This is a genomic window from Paenibacillus sp. 19GGS1-52 (assembly GCF_022369515.1).
Lineage (GTDB): Bacteria > Bacillota > Bacilli > Paenibacillales > Paenibacillaceae > Paenibacillus_AQ.
On sequence record NZ_CP059724.1, the window covers coordinates 5,489,184 to 5,504,314 of the forward strand.

A 15,131-nucleotide genomic window follows, 5' to 3' on the forward strand; every position below is an offset into this window, starting at 1 on the left:
AGTACCTCCTACATATTGCGGACAAGATTTCTAGCCCATTTATTCGATCTATATCTGAAATATCCAATTCCAGCCTTCGCAACTTCCTCGAAGACGAACATCATATACACGATCTCGACGGACAGGTGAAAGATATACACTCCGGCAAATACTAACGGCAGGGCAATCAGCCATGTGGTGACCAAAATCAACTTCATCGTGTATAGATTATCGCCGCCTGCTCTGAACATTCCGACAATCCACAGGTTGTTTAAGAAGAACATGATCATGACTACGGCTTGAATAACCATCACATTACGGAATGAGGTTTGTACCGCTACACTAATATTGGGGAATAGATATACAATGTACGGATTTAACAGCAGAATAAGAGCTCCTACGATTACACCCGAATAGAGGGCAATCCGTGTAAATTTACGTGCATAGATAAGGTATTCGCCCGAATCGACTTGACTGAGCTTCTCGCCAATCATGACTCTAGCCGCGTACGCAAATCCGAAAATCCCGATCATGAAATATCCGTTAAACGTGAGGGCTAATTGATAAGTAGCTAGTGCTGCGACTCCTAAATGACCGAATGCTATCGCATATAACATATTCCCAACTGACCACAGGCCTTCATGGAACAAGAGCGGCAGTGTTGTTCTATATATTTCCCGGATAAATGGCCACCGAATGGAGAGTATTTCTGTCAGAGTGACGTTGAAATAATATTTGTTCCAATAGACGTAACCTAATAGAATAATCGCACTGAGCATAGATGACACTAAGCTTGACCAAGCGGCTCCAACAATACCGTACCTAGGAAAACCAAACTTCCCATAAATAAGCGCATAATCTAGTAAAATATTGACGAACATAGCCATAATCCCAACAATCAGAGTCAATTTCACCTTACCAATAGAACCCAGTGCGTTGCTATATACATCCTTGATAGCGTTAATCAGAAAAACGAATGCGATCACAGATAAATAGTGGATGCCATATGCGATGGCCGCTTCATCTTTTATAAAAAGGGAGATTAGCGGTCCTTTAAACATAGACACAAGCATAAATACAATGGATGAAAGAATGAGACTTGAGATAAGCATGAGACCAAACGATTTTTTAACATTCATAAAATCTTCTTTGCCGAAAAATTGCGTAATATAGGCCGAAATCCCATAAATTGCGGTAAGAAGCATCCCGAGAATAAAGCTGATTTGACCCACCGCAGCGGTTATGGCAATCGCAGTGTCCCCTAACCCTCCAACCATTAGCGTATTGATCAAAGAAAATGAATTTCCAAGTAGCATCTGAAGTATGGAGGGGATGACCAGTCTCTTCATGTCTTTACGAAATTGCATATCTAAAGCGTTCATCTATGCCCCTACTGCAATTCATCCGGGAAAATTGGATTGGACCAAGCGATATTCCCTTCGAAATCGATGCATTCCACGCGAATATACTGTTCATCGCCTTTGATCCTGAACTCGCCACTGCTAATGGGAGAAGCATCTTTGTTATATAACGCACGCCCATTGAATGGATGAGTAATAAATTTGATGAACTTTACCGGTGAGCATTTGACTTGTAAGAAGCCATTCTCGACCCGCAAATCCTGAATTTCCGGACCGTTTGAGGAATAGAAATGACCGCTCTTTAGCGAGGAGATCAACGATTGCTGCTCCAGCTTCTCTCCATCGACAGTAATCCATCCACCAAAAAATTCTGAAATAACGTCATCTATTAGTCCCCCATGAGCATCATCTGCAGCAATACCGAACACTTTACGCCCGTTCTTCAATAAATAATCCCAATGGCGAACGCCGTAACCGACCGCTTCATCGATTTCGGACTGATGATTATAAATTTCAACTGCGAAATAGTCTTCTAGCTTCAGCAAATCCTGAGCGAGATTTCTGGACCACTCCGGATGATTCATAATAATCAAATTCCCTTTATCCCTCATCTCATTAATCAGGCTCTGGATCGTATCCAAGCTTTCATAATCCGGCTTCGCATGTTCCTCATCGTGCTCAAATTCACAGTCCGAGCCTAGCGATTTATCGAGAAGCCCGTGGATATGGTATTGTTGGCCGGTATCCTTCCAGCTCATTTCGCAGGCCATTTCATAACCATCCAACATGATAAATTTTTCATCATCATAGCTATCCGATTTGAAATAAATTTCATGATCACTTAAACACATGAAGTCATAGCCCTTTTTCTTATAGGCGTCGATTACAACCTCAGGGGCATATTGCCCATCGCTGCGAGTAGAATGTGTATGGAGATTCCCTTTAAATTTGCGCTTACGCTCGTCTAGATAGATCTTTGATTGCATTTCTATTCCCCTCCCTGCAGTAAATCGGATACAAATATAGGATTGGACCAGGCTACATTTCCTTGGAAGTCAATACATTCCACGCGGATATAATGCATATCCTGTTCGACCTTCATGGACGCATGCGCCATTGGCTCACCACTGTCGAAATTCACCAAGAATGCTCCTCGTTGGGGAAAGGATTTAAACATAATAAACTTACAGGGAGAGCACTCAATCGTGAGTTGACCGTCTACCACTCGCAGATCGTAAATTTCCGGACCACTACTAGAATAAAAATCACCTTGCTTCAAGCTTTTTACGATCTCCTCTGGGTTTAACAATGCCGTTTGCACCTGCACCCAGCCTCCTCCGAATTCAGGAACTTTCCAATCTGGATCATGCTCGTGAGAATCATCTGCGGCAATACCGAATACACGTTTGCCATTCTGCAGCGCATGATCCCAATAAGCTGCACCATAAGAGCTTGTGGTTGACCACTCCGTAGCATGGTTGTAAATTTCTATCGCGAAGAACCCCTCATATTTCACCATATCTTCAAAACGTGTCAAGTGCCATTCCGGATGGTTGAATATGACCAAATTCCCATGCGCGCGCATTTCATCAATAAGCAACTGGGGCGAATGATCCCCTACCCAGGGAATCGGCACAGGAAACTGCTCTAAATGTCCAAATCTATCCAACTCTGCATCTACTGTAGGATCATTTAATACACCGAAATGATATCCTGGATTTTTGTCTGCAATCGGGTTTAATCCCCCTCGTTCCATTCCTGGGAGAGTGACGAAGTCAACCGTGTTGAATTCATCCGTTCTAGCATAAATATCGTGGTCAGTAATCGAAATAAAATGATATCCCTTGGCTTTAAATGCTTCCACCACTTGCACTGCAGGTAAACTGCCATCTGACCATGTTGTATGAAGATGCAGGTTGCCTTTAAATGTAGGTTTTTCCCGGTCTAAATAAACCTTATTAATCATAACGTCTCCTCCAAATTACATACATTGTTTTTGTGTGTTTTTATTTTGTTTGTTGTTGTTTTCATCATACAGCTTGAAGTTAGAGCATTTCAACCGATTCTCTTAGAATTAACAGTGGGTTAACAAAATTCATCATCCGATAATAAAACAAAGAATTTCCGATACAAAAAACGGGTGACATCCTTTTATGGACGTCACCCGTTTCTCGTAGAAAGATAAGGAATAATTTCTATGTGATTTGATTTGATTTGATTATATTGCCTGAACATTTAATTTGTGATTAAGTTCCTCCACCAGATCGATCAACTCGAGTGGGGTACTAATCGTATAATTCGGTACTTCAAGATCGTCCGTAGGGACTTTGGGATATCTTGTCGTCCAGCTTAAAAAGACGCTCGTAATCCCCATTTGATTGGCTCCTTTAACATCTCTGCTGAGATTATTTCCTACCATTATGATTCTGGAGCAATCCCGCTCACTCAGATCCATTGCACCCAGCGCTGCCTTGAACATTCGAACACTCGGCTTGGAGGCTTTTATCGTCTCTGAATAAATCAGCGTTTCAAAGCAATCGTACAGATCATGCTGAGTGAGTAAATTCTTAAAAGATTGAGCGGTTCCATCAGCTACGATGGCAAGTCTGTATCCCCGTTCCGCTAGTGTCTTCACCATCAGATCTGCTCCAGGAATCACCTTTCCACGAATAACGGTATCCTCTCCATCGCGTATTTCGGTTCCCTCATCAATGATTGTATCTCCACAATCCAAAAAAATAATTAAGTTCTTCTGCTCCACATTCGTTGCACCCCTCAGCTTGAATTCTGGAAATATACTTAATTTTATATTACTCCAGTACATTCTTCCAGAGATTAATTGACAGCAATTACAGGCTTACTCGAAGCTCCATGCCAGCGTCTTCTTTCCAGCGTTACCAAGGCGATACCGTGAGTTGCTGTGATGTTTGTATCAGGCTGCCCATTCATCAGCTAGTCGATCAGCGCTGGCGAGAGGGCTTTTTCATAGATACGAAAAGTTCATCCTGCTTGCCCCTTCCCCGCCTTATTACGGATGCCGTCCCCGCCTCAGGTCGAGACTACAAAACCGCCTCAAGACCGTTTTGGTTCATACGGTAAAGCCGTACAATGAATACATAAACATCGGAGGCTTACAGAATACATTCTGGTTCAACCCTATGAGAGGAAGCGATTTGTGATGAAAAAATTATACCGTTCCCAAGGAGACAAAAAAATCAGTGGTTTGTGTGGAGGCCTAGCTACCTGGCTCGGCATTGACGCTACCATTGTAAGACTTCTAACCGCGGCTGTTGCCTTGTTCAGTCTTGGTACAGCAGTTGTTCTCTATATCATCGCTAGTATTATTGTTCCAAAAGAGAATTATAGCGGTTTCAATGGCGGACCAGACTTCTATTAAAAAAATAAAAAACATTCAAAGGAGAGATTATGATGAGTATATTCGATAGAATCGCCACCCTAACCAAAGCAGCAATCAACGAAGGCCTGAACAAATTAGAGGACCCGATCCTGCTGACCGGACAATATCTGCGCGATCTGGAGGAAGGTATCATAACCTTGGAACGCGACGAGCGCGACCTTAAAGCAGCAGCGGCTGTACTTGAGCAGCGTAAACAGGAATATCAACTGCTGGCTGATCGTAGCGAAGCTGAAGCAGTTACGTCGATGGGGCAAGGAAATGAAGATGCAGCCAGATTTGCAGTATTAGCCAAGCTAAAATATATGGAGAGCGCACAGGAATGTGCCACTGGTCTGGAAGAAACCCGTCATAGACTAGCATCTTTGGAAGCAAATATCCATAGCGCCAAAGAAGAGCATACCCGGCTGAAAGCGAAAAGAAACGAATTGGCCGCCCGCGCCCGCAAAGCGGCAGGCAAAACAAGCCCTCCAAACACAGGTCATGGACAAGGCCATAACGTCAGAGGCCGCGTTCATAACTTAAATACCAGTGCGGCCTCGCGCGGCTTCGAGCGAATGGAAGATAAAATTACGGAATGGGAAGCTGCCGCAGCCAACTTATTCCACCCTTCCGATACAACTGCAGAGAGCAAAAATATAAACGCAGATTCCGCCTTGAACAGTGTTGTGGATGCCGAGTTGGAACGTATTCGCGCTCGGAAGAACGACAGTAACAAGTAGGCGATGGCCAAGTATCTATCTGCCACCAGGCTTTCATATAGCTGGTGGTTTTTGCGTGGCGAAACACCAATCTACAATTCCATGAGTCATTTCAACAACTACCGCACGCACCTTGGCGGAATTCCGACTTAGGGTATCCAGAGTTACTTAGGGATCTTCCTCTCATTCCCGAAGAATCCCTTTTTCCTTCGCCGCCTTAAGCCACTGTGGAAATTCATTCAGCAACTGATCATAGAGTTCCTCATCAGACACTTCCTCGATCCGGTCCAGATGTATAAAGCTGGCGTTATCGACCAGCCGACCTGTCATTGTATCCAACTGCTTCAGCACCTCAAAGTCTGAATCTCCGATCCCCACAAACTGCCAGAAGATAGGCTGGACGGAAGAGGACATAATCACTTTGGCTCTTCGCTCTACTGGATGGGTAACGCTGCATAGAAATAGCTTCATAGATACTTTGGTATCCATAGATTCTTAAGGAAATGGTATAAATGGAAAGGGGTAAAGACCGGTTTAGGACCTCTGTGCGGCAAGCGCTGACAGTCGATTTTTGTTAGCGGTCATGTATACCATTGCGATTAAATTGTGGACGTTTCTATACCCGCGTGCTTTTCGTTTGGACGCTTGCACCAATCCATTAATGCCTTCAAGCAAGCCATTGGTCATCCGGCTATGGAACCAACGAAGAATGCCTTCTTCATGTTGCTTTACGGTCTTGGCCAGATCCATCATCGGTTCCAACTGCGAACGTCTAGCCCAGCTTAACCATTCTCGCAAGTAAACGTCAGCAAACACATGTGGAGTTATCCATAGCTCCTGCATTGCTAATTTCAAGCGATAAGCTCGTCCGGTTTTTAAGTTTTGGTCCTTGAGGCTTTGTAGGGTTTCTCGTTGTTCCGCCTTCAAATGAGCTTCATTCTTTAACCATAAAAATTTGCTCCGTTTGAGTCTAGGCTCTTCTTTCTGCTCGGTTTTGCGCACCTCATCTACAGCATCATTAACCATCTTCATGACGTGGAACTTATCAAAAGTAATTTCAACTGTAGGGAAATGCTCTTTAATTCCTCCAATAAAGGAGGGAGACATATCACAACATATTTCCTGTATTTGCACGGGTTCTACGCCTTTTCGAAGGAGATGCTGCTTGAAACGTGCCAGGGTATCTTTCCCTTTTCCTTCCGTTGCGAAAAGTATCGTTTTGGTATCCACGTCCACAAACAAGGTAATATAACGATGACCTCGGCGTGAGGACGTTTCGTCGATGGCGATCCGCCGAACAGAGGTCAAGTCCAGCTCGTTCATGGCTTGTTCAACGTAGTGATGAAAGATTCGCCACATCCGTGTATCGTGCTCTCGTAATTCACGCGCTGCTGCATTCACCGGCATTTCAGCCATTAATCGCATTGCCCAAGCGTCAAAATCCAAAGTGAAATGCGACAACGGACGTGACCACTTCACCGAAATCATCGTGATCTTATTGCATTTTTTGCAGTCGGTTCGAGGAACCCGAGCATGAATATAGGTTTTCCATTTCCAAACATCAAGATGGCGCCACTGCTTTTTTTCTGCATCGTAGGCCTTGCAAAGTGTCCCACAATGCGGACAGGGAAAGAGGGCTCCACGTTCAAAGTCAATAAATAAGTGCCACGCTTCTTCTTGCGGATCATGCTCAATATCCACTAATTTCCATGGTTCTTCCAAGTCTAACATGATCTTGAACACATCATTCATTAGATTATCTTGCTTGCTTAATGGGGTCCACATCTTCCATCCCGCCCTCGTAATTTTCTTACTAGACAGTATGGACACTTTCTCTATTAAACAGACATGTAACATTCACTTTAGCGAAGAAGCATCACTTTCTTGGTGGGCCTCACCACACCTCCATCGTTGATAAAGATGATAAATACAGGTGTTGGATCATTTTCTTCCACTGTATACTTGCGAATGACATCCTCCATCACAGGTGGCTCATTATTACGACCAAACTTGTGAATGGCATTATTGTTCATAATTTGTGTGAATACATATCGGCCAAACTCCTGCTCAGTGACCGGTGGCAAACGGCTAAATTCGGTATCATATACCCATACATCCAGCGAACCGTTATCGTCAAATTTAGAAGCTACAGCCAAAATACGCTCAACCACTTCTTGCACCGTTCCATTATTGTATAAGGTTTTCATCGACCCCGTGATGTCCAGCACAATACCGACCCTAGCGGATACCCCTGTCAACTGCTTCTTTTCTAGCGTGAACTGGACAATTTTTTTGCGTAAATCAATAGAGGACAAGATGTTCTTCCCAGCCACTGCCTGCTCAGGTACAGCTTCTACAATTTCAGTAGCGGCAGCAATCTCGGCAGAATCTGCTTCTTCAAGCTCAAGCCCGTAGTGGGTGCATAATGATGCCAGGCCTCCATTAAATCCACTGCCAATGGCGGTAAACTTCCATTCACCAGCATGCCGATACAATTCCCCCACCACGATAGCTGTTTCTGCTGATAAATCCAACCCATACTCAAAACGGAACAATTCTTCCCCACTGTCATGATCCATAATCCGCAGATAAGGGGCAACCATATCCTTCATGGAATGGCCTAATTTCTCCCCTTCATAGATCGTCAACGATAGTGCTATCTTGGTAATATCTGCGGGAAGCTTAGACAGTGAAATAGTGACAGCTTCTTTATCCCCTTGATTTAAAGCAGAGTGTGCCACCGCCCCATTCGTGGACAACGGATTACCGTAAAATATAAAATTCTCATCCCGTTCACAGCGACTCTGCTCTGATAGTAGAAAAGCTGCCACATCTATGCCGACCTCAGCATTAGAAGTCGACCAACCGAAATTTAAAGAAAGGCTAGATACCTTTCGCCCTCTAGTAATATCTACCTTCTGACCTTTTAAGAGCTGCACTCTGTCATCTCCTTTGTATATTCACTAGATTGTGTTTAGCATCTCACTCCTTTAATATAAACATATATACGATAGATAAGGGGCTTTACTATGGACTTTACAGCAATAGATTTTGAAACAGCTAATTCCAGCCGCTCCAGCGCATGTGCCTTGGGCCTTGTTCAAGTTAGAGCGGGGATAATTGCGGCAGAGCATGACTGGCTAATCGATCCACAACAGCGCTTTGATGGCATGAACATCGCTATACATGGCATTACTCCATCAATGGTGCGTGGCAAGCCTACTTTCCACGAACTATGGCCTGCTATTGAGCCATTGTTGCAAGGTGAAATTGTCGTGGCGCATAACGCCTCCTTTGATATGAGCGTCCTGCGGTATTGTCTGGATGGTGCTTCTTTGACCTACCCTGACTTCCAATATCTCTGCACCTATTTGCTAGGCAAAAAAATACTGCAAGACCTGCCCTCGCATAAATTGAATGTAATCTCCGCACATTTCGGCATCACTCTAAAGCACCACGATGCTCTTGATGACGCCCGCGCTTCTGCCGCCATTCTACTAAAACTTATGGAGCAGGAACAGCATAACGATCCCCTGCTACTAGCCGGCAGCCAAGGCTATAAGAGCGGCAAGATGTACGCAGGCGGCTACAGCGCATTTTCGGCTCCGGTCAAGAAACCTCTTAATAAACAGTCTGCTAAAGCGAAAAGTCTAGTCATTAAGAAAACTTTAATAACAATACCGCATACCCCTTACGAGTTTTAGCCGGAAAAACAGTGAAAGGAAGGCTCAGTATGGATTTCAAAGAGATTAAAAAAGACCTGTTCACTTTGCCAGAAGATTATTACTTGGCTCACTGCATTTCTTCCGATGCCAAAATGAGTGCAGGTATTGCTGTAGAATTCAGAAAGAGGTTTAAGCTTAAATCTCTTCAAGATATAGCAAATCAGAAGCCATTAGAAATAGGTAAATGTTATAGGGTGGGTAGAGCCTTTAATCTGGTAACTAAATCAAAATACTGGCACAAACCTACATACGAAACAATTACACAAGCTCTTATTTCTGTGAAGAATAATTGTCTGGAGGAAGAGATTACTAAACTCGCAATGCCGCAGATTGGCTGTGGTCTTGATAAACTGCAATGGGGAAAAGTCAGAGAGATCATTAAAGAGGTTTTTAGTGACACCCAAGTTGATATTGTAGTGTGTACCTTATAGATATTCATACTATATCGAAAGCACAAAGAAACCTCTTCCCATTTTACTAAGGAAAGGTTTCTTTGTGTATTTCATATTTCAAAATAGATTATTACTTAAATCTTCAAACGATAAACCGCCTTATTCTCCAGTCCCCTGATAAAAGGAGTCCATTCCTCTGTCTCTGGCGTTGTATCCAGTGCATCCTCTACCATCTGCAATTTGGCATCCATGGCATCAATGTGATGCAGAGCTACCGCCTCAGCTGTTTGTGGCTGAACAGGACTGCCCCATTCACCCAGATTATGGTGAGACAGAACCAAATGCTGCAGGCCGAGTACTTTTTCTGAATTCAGGTCAATATTTGAGCGTATAGCTGCTTCTGTAATCCAGCTGGAAGCCATGGATATATGACCGATCAGCTTGCCTTGCACGCTATAATCCGAAACAATTCCGAGCTGTGAGATCATCTCTTCAGGCTTGGCGATATCGTGCAGAATGATACCTGCCGTCATAAGGTCTGAATTGAGAAACGGGCGTTGCTTGCACAGAAATTCACCAATCTCCAGCATACGTACCATATGATAAGCAAGTCCGGCAAAATAAGCATGATGATGTGTCTTAGCCGCTGGGTAATGCATCAGCTTCTCTTCCACCTTGCCCACACAGAATGCGACAATCGTGGCAATTTCCTGATCCGAAATACTGCCCATTGCTACTTTTATAGTATGAACAAGATCAACGGGGCGAACAGGAGCGGAGCGGATAAAATCCGTTATGGCGACTCCATCGGTATCGTTAGCCAGTCTAATTTTGTTAACTTTAATTTGCAGCTTCTCACGATACGTATGTGCTATGCCGCTAACTTTAACGAGTGCCATAGGGAAAAAGGTTTCTTTATCGGTCGTGCTGACATCCCAATACTTCGCAGACAGCTGCCCGCTGGAATCACCCAAAATAAGGTCAAAGTAATCCTTTGGAGGAGTACCGTTTGTTTGTTTGAGTGTCAGCTCTCGTAATAGATAAAAGCCAACAAATTCATCTTGTGGAGATAGCTGATTAATAAGTGTCATTTTTGAAGCCTCCCATTAATAACAGGCTTTGAACCTGCTGTGTATATTATACCTTTGACACGCACCTCCAAAATCCCTTTAAATCACTATACGATCACTTCCCAGAATTATGTGCTAGAGTAAAGGGCTGAACAAATTCAGCCCCTCCTCATCAAACCGTACGTGAGGTTTTCCCTCATACGGCTTTCCGATGTTCGTCATTCATGGGCATGCAGTTTACAATAGCGTTTTTAGTCCATACTGGACGGCAATATATCTAACCTCTGAGAGTGAACCCATCCATCTTCTGCGTTGTCTTTTCTTGGCATACCACCGGGTTAATCGCTGCAAAATATACCAGTCCAACTTGGCTAATCTTTTTTGGCTGTAGTTCGTGTAGTAATAATTTCTCCATCCTTGGATCTTTGGATTGAGCCATTTCACCTGTTCCGCAAACGATTTCGAGCGCATGCTCGGGGGTGCTAATCTTTCTTTGACCACCTCTCGAATGCGTTCCTCTGCCTTTTTCGTTAGCCACTGTTGGGTGGTGTAGTACACCTTACCTTGGGAGGTTTCTGCTTTGGTTTTTCGGTGATGCATCCCTAAGAAGTCGAATCCTTCGTCTCCCGTCCATAATCCAACAATGCGGGTTTTGGTCGGGTGTAGGGTTAACTCCAAACGCTCCATAATTTTGCGTATGAGCTCATACGCATGTTCCGCGTCCTTCTTGGTTTTGCATACCACTACAAAGTCGTCTGCATACCTTGTGAGCTCCCCTACTCCTTTCCCGTGTTTCTCCCACAGTTGGTCGAAGTAATTTAGATAGATATTCGCAAGGAGCGGTGAAATCACGCCTCCTTGCGGAGTCCCTAAATCCGAGCGTCTTACCGTTCCTTCTTCCATAACTCCCGCTTGTAGCCACTTCCTCATTAATTTCAGTATCCTCCTGTCATTGATACGCATCTGCACCAATTTCATAAGCTTCTCTTGATTAATGTTGTCGAAGTAACCTTGGATATCGACGTCGACTACCCAATTCCCTTTACGGTTGCAGGCTTTACGAATACGTTCCAACGCCCCTTTAGCACTTCGTTTCGGGCGAAACCCGAAGGATACTTCCTCAAAGTCAGCTTCAAAGATAGGCTCAATCACTAGTTTGGTTGCCATCTGTAGGACTCGATCCCGCACAGTGGGTATACCTAATGGCCTTTGCTTGCCATCCTTCTTCGGGATATAGTGTCTACGTACAGGTTGCGGATGGTAGTTGCCTTCTTTAAGCTCTCGCTCACATACCTTGAGAAACGGTATTTCTCCTTGTTCCTCAATATCTGCTAGCGTCACGGCATCTACTCCTGCGGCCCCCTTATTGGCTTTCACTCGTTTCCACGCTTCGCACAGTACATCCCACCGATAGATCTTGTCATACAATGCATGGAATTTACGCTTTTTGTTCGCCTTGGCCGCATGACCTAGCTTTTCTTGGAGTTGTTGAACTTTTTCCTTGGGTGTCGTTAGCCGGTTGGCATTCACTCACTCGTACCTCCTCCAAAAGCATAAACAAAGCAGGGCTCCTTCCCTCCCTAAGGTTATGTTGTCCTTAGGTTCTTCGGTACTATGAGCCCCTCGGACTCCCTTCCCACAGACGGTTCACTTCGTCTTTTGGGCTTATAGAGCGTCTCTTTACGGATTCCGAAAAAAAATTCCGTGTGGGGGAGGGTCTCCCCAGTTCACTGCATTATCTTTCAACCCATGCCGTTCCCTCTACGCCGGAGGGTTCTTCACTGTTGTCCCAAGTTCTGCACAGTTTCCTTGGCTTTCGTCTATGTTCGCGAGACTCGGCTCCCTCTTTTCCCCCTTGCAGGGCCTTTTTGACGACGCGGCAGGATTCACTTCATGTTGCGGCCTGGATTGTCGCTCGCCCTGTCTCAGACAGGTACTTTTGTCGATGCGCTTTTACACACAGATTTCGCCATGTGCAAGCATCCTAGCTACCAAGGTGGCTTGGACCCTCCTTGGGTTGGACTTTCACCAACTAGATAATGCGTGCCTCTGGGCACGCCAAGCAGAAAAAAGGGGTTATCCCCCAGCCACTTTTCATGGCTTTTGGGACAACCCCTTCATTTCTAATGAAACGACTTATTTACCAGCTGTTTCAAGTGCGAATTTGATTGCCTCTACTATCTTAGCAGAAACAGCCTTCTCAGCGTCATTATTTCCGAATGCCGCTGCATGGTAGCCATATTTGTGCAAGCTGTTACCATTCGAAGTCGACTCGATCTCGCTCTTCACTGCCAGTTCAGCATCCGTTAATTGATATACTGTTTTTACCTTGCCATTAATATCAAGGTAATAGACAACCATTTTAACAGGAATACCATGTTCAACTGTAACCATAACGTTAACGGTCTTGTCGTTACTTGCACCGATGAAAGTTCCATCGAAGTAAGCCGCTTTGTTCGCTTCTACTAACTCAGCTTTTCCGTAAGCTCTATCAACCGCAGTTTTGAAGCCTGTGCTGCTGTTAGTCGCACCGGAAACTGCGTCTACATTTTGTACTGCTTCTCTTGTACCTGCAGCAAGGAAATTAGTAGTCAGCAATGGAATAGCTTTTTGAACTTCAACATAAGCTGCCTTTCCTAAATCTACAAGGTTCATCCCTACACGAGTAAGTGCAACATTAACAATTACACCATTACGAAGTGTAACGTCAGCTCTGTTAGTTCCTTTATCATAGGCATCACCATAAGCGGTGAAAGTACCGTCTTTATAAGTTCCTTGCACCTTGGAAGCACTTGTTAAAGCATCTGTCAGTGCTGCTCTAGCCGCTGCAGACAACGCTTCTTGACCCTTGATATCAGCTAATTGAACGCCTTTTTCCATCAAGCCAGTGGTTAATTGATCAACCAGTGTTTTTTGTTCAGGAGTCAGCTTATCATCAGCGATCAGCTTCTTGTCAGCTCCGAACAGGCTTACTTTAATGCCAGTTACTTGGTCTGAAGCGATATCAACCAATAACAGCATAGTGGATTTGCTATCAACGCCGCCAAATTTGCCGTCAAAATATTGACCTGCTGTAGGAACCTTCAGAGCTTTTTCAAATGCTCTTTCTACAGACTGGTTCCAACCTTCGCTACTTTCAGTAGCTCCGGAGATTCCATCTACTTTTTCATCATAATTAGCAATATAAGAACCGTTTGCCAGCAATTTAGCTGTCATTGGTGCATTTGCCTTTACAACTTCTGCATAAGCAGTAGTGCCTCTGTCGATCAGGTTAGTTCCCAATCTGAACAATTTAACATCAACAAGCTTGCCGTTGCGAATCACAACGTCAGCTCTTTCTACGCCAACGCTTCTAGCAGTACCGTAAGAGGAATAGAAACCATCTACGTAAGCAGAAGTATTGTTAATTGTTGCGTTCTGTTCAGCATCCCAGAATGCATTAACTGCTGCTTTGAATTCAGCTTCAAGGCCTGCTGTAGCTTGTGCCTTTGTTCCATTAGCAAGTAATGCAGGAGTGATCGCTGCGATTGCTGCTGTTTGTGCAGCAGTGTAAGTCTTCTCATCAACGAAATCTCCAGCGCTGTTTAATGGGTATACCTTAACAGCTGTGAGCTTGGTAGCATCATAAGAAGCGAATACCGCATATTTGCCTTCAGGATCTACACCCATGTGATCGCCTTCGAAATAAGTTGCATCTGCTGGTTTAACTTCAAGCGATCTTTCGAATGCTCTGTCAACCGCCAATTTCCAACCTGTACTAGAGCGAGTTGCACCGGAAACTGCATCTACCGCTGCTGCTCCATCTCTTGTCTTGCCGAGCAGTCTGTCTTTCATTAATGAATAAGCAGGCCATACGCCACTGTAATTGTTACGGGCGTCTCTGTCGATTATCTTAGGACTTGTTCTCAAAAGCTCAATGCTAATGATCTTTCCGTCTTTGATTGCGATTTTGGCACCTTCAGTACCCTTGGAGTAGGCATTGCCATAAGCTACGTAAACTCCATCTTGGTATACGCTTTCTTTTACAGTAGCTGGTTTAGCCGTTGCTACTGGTTTTGCAGTCGCTTTTGGCGTTGCTGCTGGTTTTGCAGTCGCTTTTGGCGTTGCTGCTGGTTTAGCTGTTGCTTTCGCCGTTGCTGCAGGTTTTGGTGTTGCTGCTGGTTTTGCTGTTGCTTTTGGTGTTGCTGCTGGTTTTGCTGTTGCTTTTGGTGTTGGTTTTGCTGTTGCTTTTGGTGTTGGTTTTGCTGTTGGTTTTGCTGTTGCTTTTGGCGTTGGCTTTGGTGTTGGTTTTGCTGTTGGTTTTGCTGTATATACCGGTGCTTCTTCCGAAGCTGCTGATACGGCATCCACCTTCAAGTTAAGAGCAGGTGCATTAATCGTGTAAGCGATTGGCGACAACAATAGTGCCGCGCTGATAGTTAAAGTAATTAGTTTTTTCAATGCTTATTCTCCTTTACCAAATCCCCAGTAATATGTAGCTTTTCTAAA

General features: G+C 44.3%; 13 protein-coding genes and 3 pseudogenes. 5 read left to right on the forward strand and 11 right to left on the reverse strand.

Annotation, left to right across the window (positions count from 1 at the left end; translation table 11 throughout):
- Positions 1–8 precede the first annotated feature (8 nt).
- The 4 genes from H1230_RS25370 to H1230_RS25385 form a co-directional block, all read right to left on the reverse strand.
- Entirely contained in the window at positions 9–1,361 is a 1,353-nt protein-coding gene (locus tag H1230_RS25370; RefSeq protein ID WP_239712610.1) for an MATE family efflux transporter, read from the reverse strand.
- Between the two features lie 8 nt (positions 1,362–1,369).
- Positions 1,370–2,326, reverse strand: a complete 957-nt coding sequence (locus H1230_RS25375) for a CehA/McbA family metallohydrolase domain-containing protein (protein ID WP_239712611.1) — start codon at positions 2,324–2,326, stop codon at positions 1,370–1,372.
- A 2-nt stretch (positions 2,327–2,328) separates the two neighbouring features.
- The gene (locus H1230_RS25380; RefSeq protein WP_239712612.1) at positions 2,329–3,306 is read right to left on the reverse strand and encodes a PHP domain-containing protein; all 978 of its coding nucleotides are present in this window, start codon (positions 3,304–3,306) and stop codon (positions 2,329–2,331) included.
- A 252-nt stretch (positions 3,307–3,558) separates the two neighbouring features.
- Entirely contained in the window at positions 3,559–4,101 is a 543-nt protein-coding gene (locus H1230_RS25385; RefSeq protein ID WP_239712613.1) for an HAD family hydrolase, read from the reverse strand.
- A 417-nt stretch (positions 4,102–4,518) separates the two neighbouring features.
- On the opposite strand from H1230_RS25385, the gene H1230_RS25390 reads away from it, so the two are divergent.
- Together H1230_RS25390 and H1230_RS25395 are read left to right on the forward strand one after the other, a co-directional pair.
- A complete protein-coding gene (locus tag H1230_RS25390; RefSeq protein WP_239717554.1) occupies positions 4,519–4,737 on the forward strand; it encodes a PspC domain-containing protein in 219 nt (72 codons plus the stop codon).
- A 29-nt stretch (positions 4,738–4,766) separates the two neighbouring features.
- On the forward strand, positions 4,767–5,477 hold the full coding sequence (locus H1230_RS25395; protein ID WP_239712614.1) for a PspA/IM30 family protein: 711 nt from the start codon (positions 4,767–4,769) through the stop codon (positions 5,475–5,477).
- A 162-nt stretch (positions 5,478–5,639) separates the two neighbouring features.
- Here the strand turns inward: H1230_RS25395 and H1230_RS25400 are convergent.
- From H1230_RS25400 to H1230_RS25415, 4 genes and pseudogenes are all read right to left on the reverse strand, one after another.
- Positions 5,640–5,876: pseudogene (locus tag H1230_RS25400) on the reverse strand (VWA domain-containing protein); the annotation flags it as partial.
- Positions 5,877–5,990: 114 nt separating this feature from the next.
- A complete protein-coding gene (locus tag H1230_RS25405; protein ID WP_239711380.1) occupies positions 5,991–7,241 on the reverse strand; it encodes an ISL3 family transposase in 1,251 nt (416 codons plus the stop codon).
- An 89-nt stretch (positions 7,242–7,330) separates the two neighbouring features.
- Positions 7,331–7,771, reverse strand: a pseudogene (locus tag H1230_RS25410) (VWA domain-containing protein); the annotation flags it as partial.
- Positions 7,772–7,879: 108 nt separating this feature from the next.
- Positions 7,880–8,395, reverse strand: a pseudogene (locus H1230_RS25415) (TerD family protein); the annotation flags it as partial.
- A 90-nt stretch (positions 8,396–8,485) separates the two neighbouring features.
- On the opposite strand from H1230_RS25415, the gene H1230_RS25420 reads away from it, so the two are divergent.
- On the forward strand, positions 8,486–9,160 hold the full coding sequence (locus tag H1230_RS25420; protein ID WP_239712615.1) for a 3'-5' exonuclease: 675 nt from the start codon (positions 8,486–8,488) through the stop codon (positions 9,158–9,160).
- A 29-nt stretch (positions 9,161–9,189) separates the two neighbouring features.
- Positions 9,190–9,612: a macro domain-containing protein gene (locus tag H1230_RS25425; RefSeq protein ID WP_239712616.1), complete on the forward strand. Its 423-nt coding sequence runs from the start codon at positions 9,190–9,192 to the stop codon at positions 9,610–9,612.
- Positions 9,613–9,707: 95 nt separating this feature from the next.
- On the opposite strand, the gene H1230_RS25430 is transcribed toward H1230_RS25425, so the two are convergent.
- A complete protein-coding gene (locus H1230_RS25430) occupies positions 9,708–10,664 on the reverse strand; it encodes a 3'-5' exoribonuclease YhaM family protein (RefSeq protein WP_239712617.1) in 957 nt (318 codons plus the stop codon).
- A gap of 216 nt (positions 10,665–10,880) precedes the next feature.
- Positions 10,881–12,173 carry a group II intron reverse transcriptase/maturase gene (gene ltrA, locus H1230_RS25435; protein ID WP_239711336.1) on the reverse strand — a complete coding sequence of 431 codons (1,293 nt, stop codon included), beginning with the start codon at positions 12,171–12,173 and terminating at the stop codon, positions 10,881–10,883.
- Between the two features lie 363 nt (positions 12,174–12,536).
- Between ltrA and H1230_RS25440 the strand changes: the two genes are divergently transcribed.
- On the forward strand, positions 12,537–12,683 hold the full coding sequence (locus H1230_RS25440) for a hypothetical protein (protein ID WP_239712618.1): 147 nt from the start codon (positions 12,537–12,539) through the stop codon (positions 12,681–12,683).
- 96 nt (positions 12,684–12,779) lie between these two features.
- Here H1230_RS25440 and H1230_RS25445 read toward each other — a convergent pair whose 3' ends face one another.
- Positions 12,780–15,083 (reverse strand): FMN-binding protein, encoded by a 2,304-nt coding sequence (locus H1230_RS25445; RefSeq protein ID WP_239712619.1) that lies wholly within the window; start codon positions 15,081–15,083, stop codon positions 12,780–12,782.
- Between the last annotated feature and the right edge of the window lie 48 nt (positions 15,084–15,131).

Bases quoted from the DNA above. Each gene is read 5' to 3' on its own strand.
- H1230_RS25370 (WP_239712610.1), bottom strand. From the start codon at position 1,361: ATGAACGCTTTAGATATGCAATTTCGTAAAGACATGAAGAGACTGGTC.
- H1230_RS25375 (WP_239712611.1), bottom strand. From the start codon at position 2,326: ATGCAATCAAAGATCTATCTAGACGAGCGTAAGCGCAAATTTAAAGGG.
- H1230_RS25380 (WP_239712612.1), bottom strand. From the start codon at position 3,306: ATGATTAATAAGGTTTATTTAGACCGGGAAAAACCTACATTTAAAGGC.
- H1230_RS25390 (WP_239717554.1), top strand. From the start codon at position 4,519: ATGAAAAAATTATACCGTTCCCAAGGAGACAAAAAAATCAGTGGTTTG.
- H1230_RS25395 (WP_239712614.1), top strand. From the start codon at position 4,767: ATGATGAGTATATTCGATAGAATCGCCACCCTAACCAAAGCAGCAATC.
- H1230_RS25405 (WP_239711380.1), bottom strand. From the start codon at position 7,241: ATGTGGACCCCATTAAGCAAGCAAGATAATCTAATGAATGATGTGTTC.
- H1230_RS25420 (WP_239712615.1), top strand. From the start codon at position 8,486: ATGGACTTTACAGCAATAGATTTTGAAACAGCTAATTCCAGCCGCTCC.
- H1230_RS25425 (WP_239712616.1), top strand. From the start codon at position 9,190: ATGGATTTCAAAGAGATTAAAAAAGACCTGTTCACTTTGCCAGAAGAT.
- H1230_RS25430 (WP_239712617.1), bottom strand. From the start codon at position 10,664: ATGACACTTATTAATCAGCTATCTCCACAAGATGAATTTGTTGGCTTT.
- H1230_RS25440 (WP_239712618.1), top strand. From the start codon at position 12,537: ATGTTGCGGCCTGGATTGTCGCTCGCCCTGTCTCAGACAGGTACTTTT.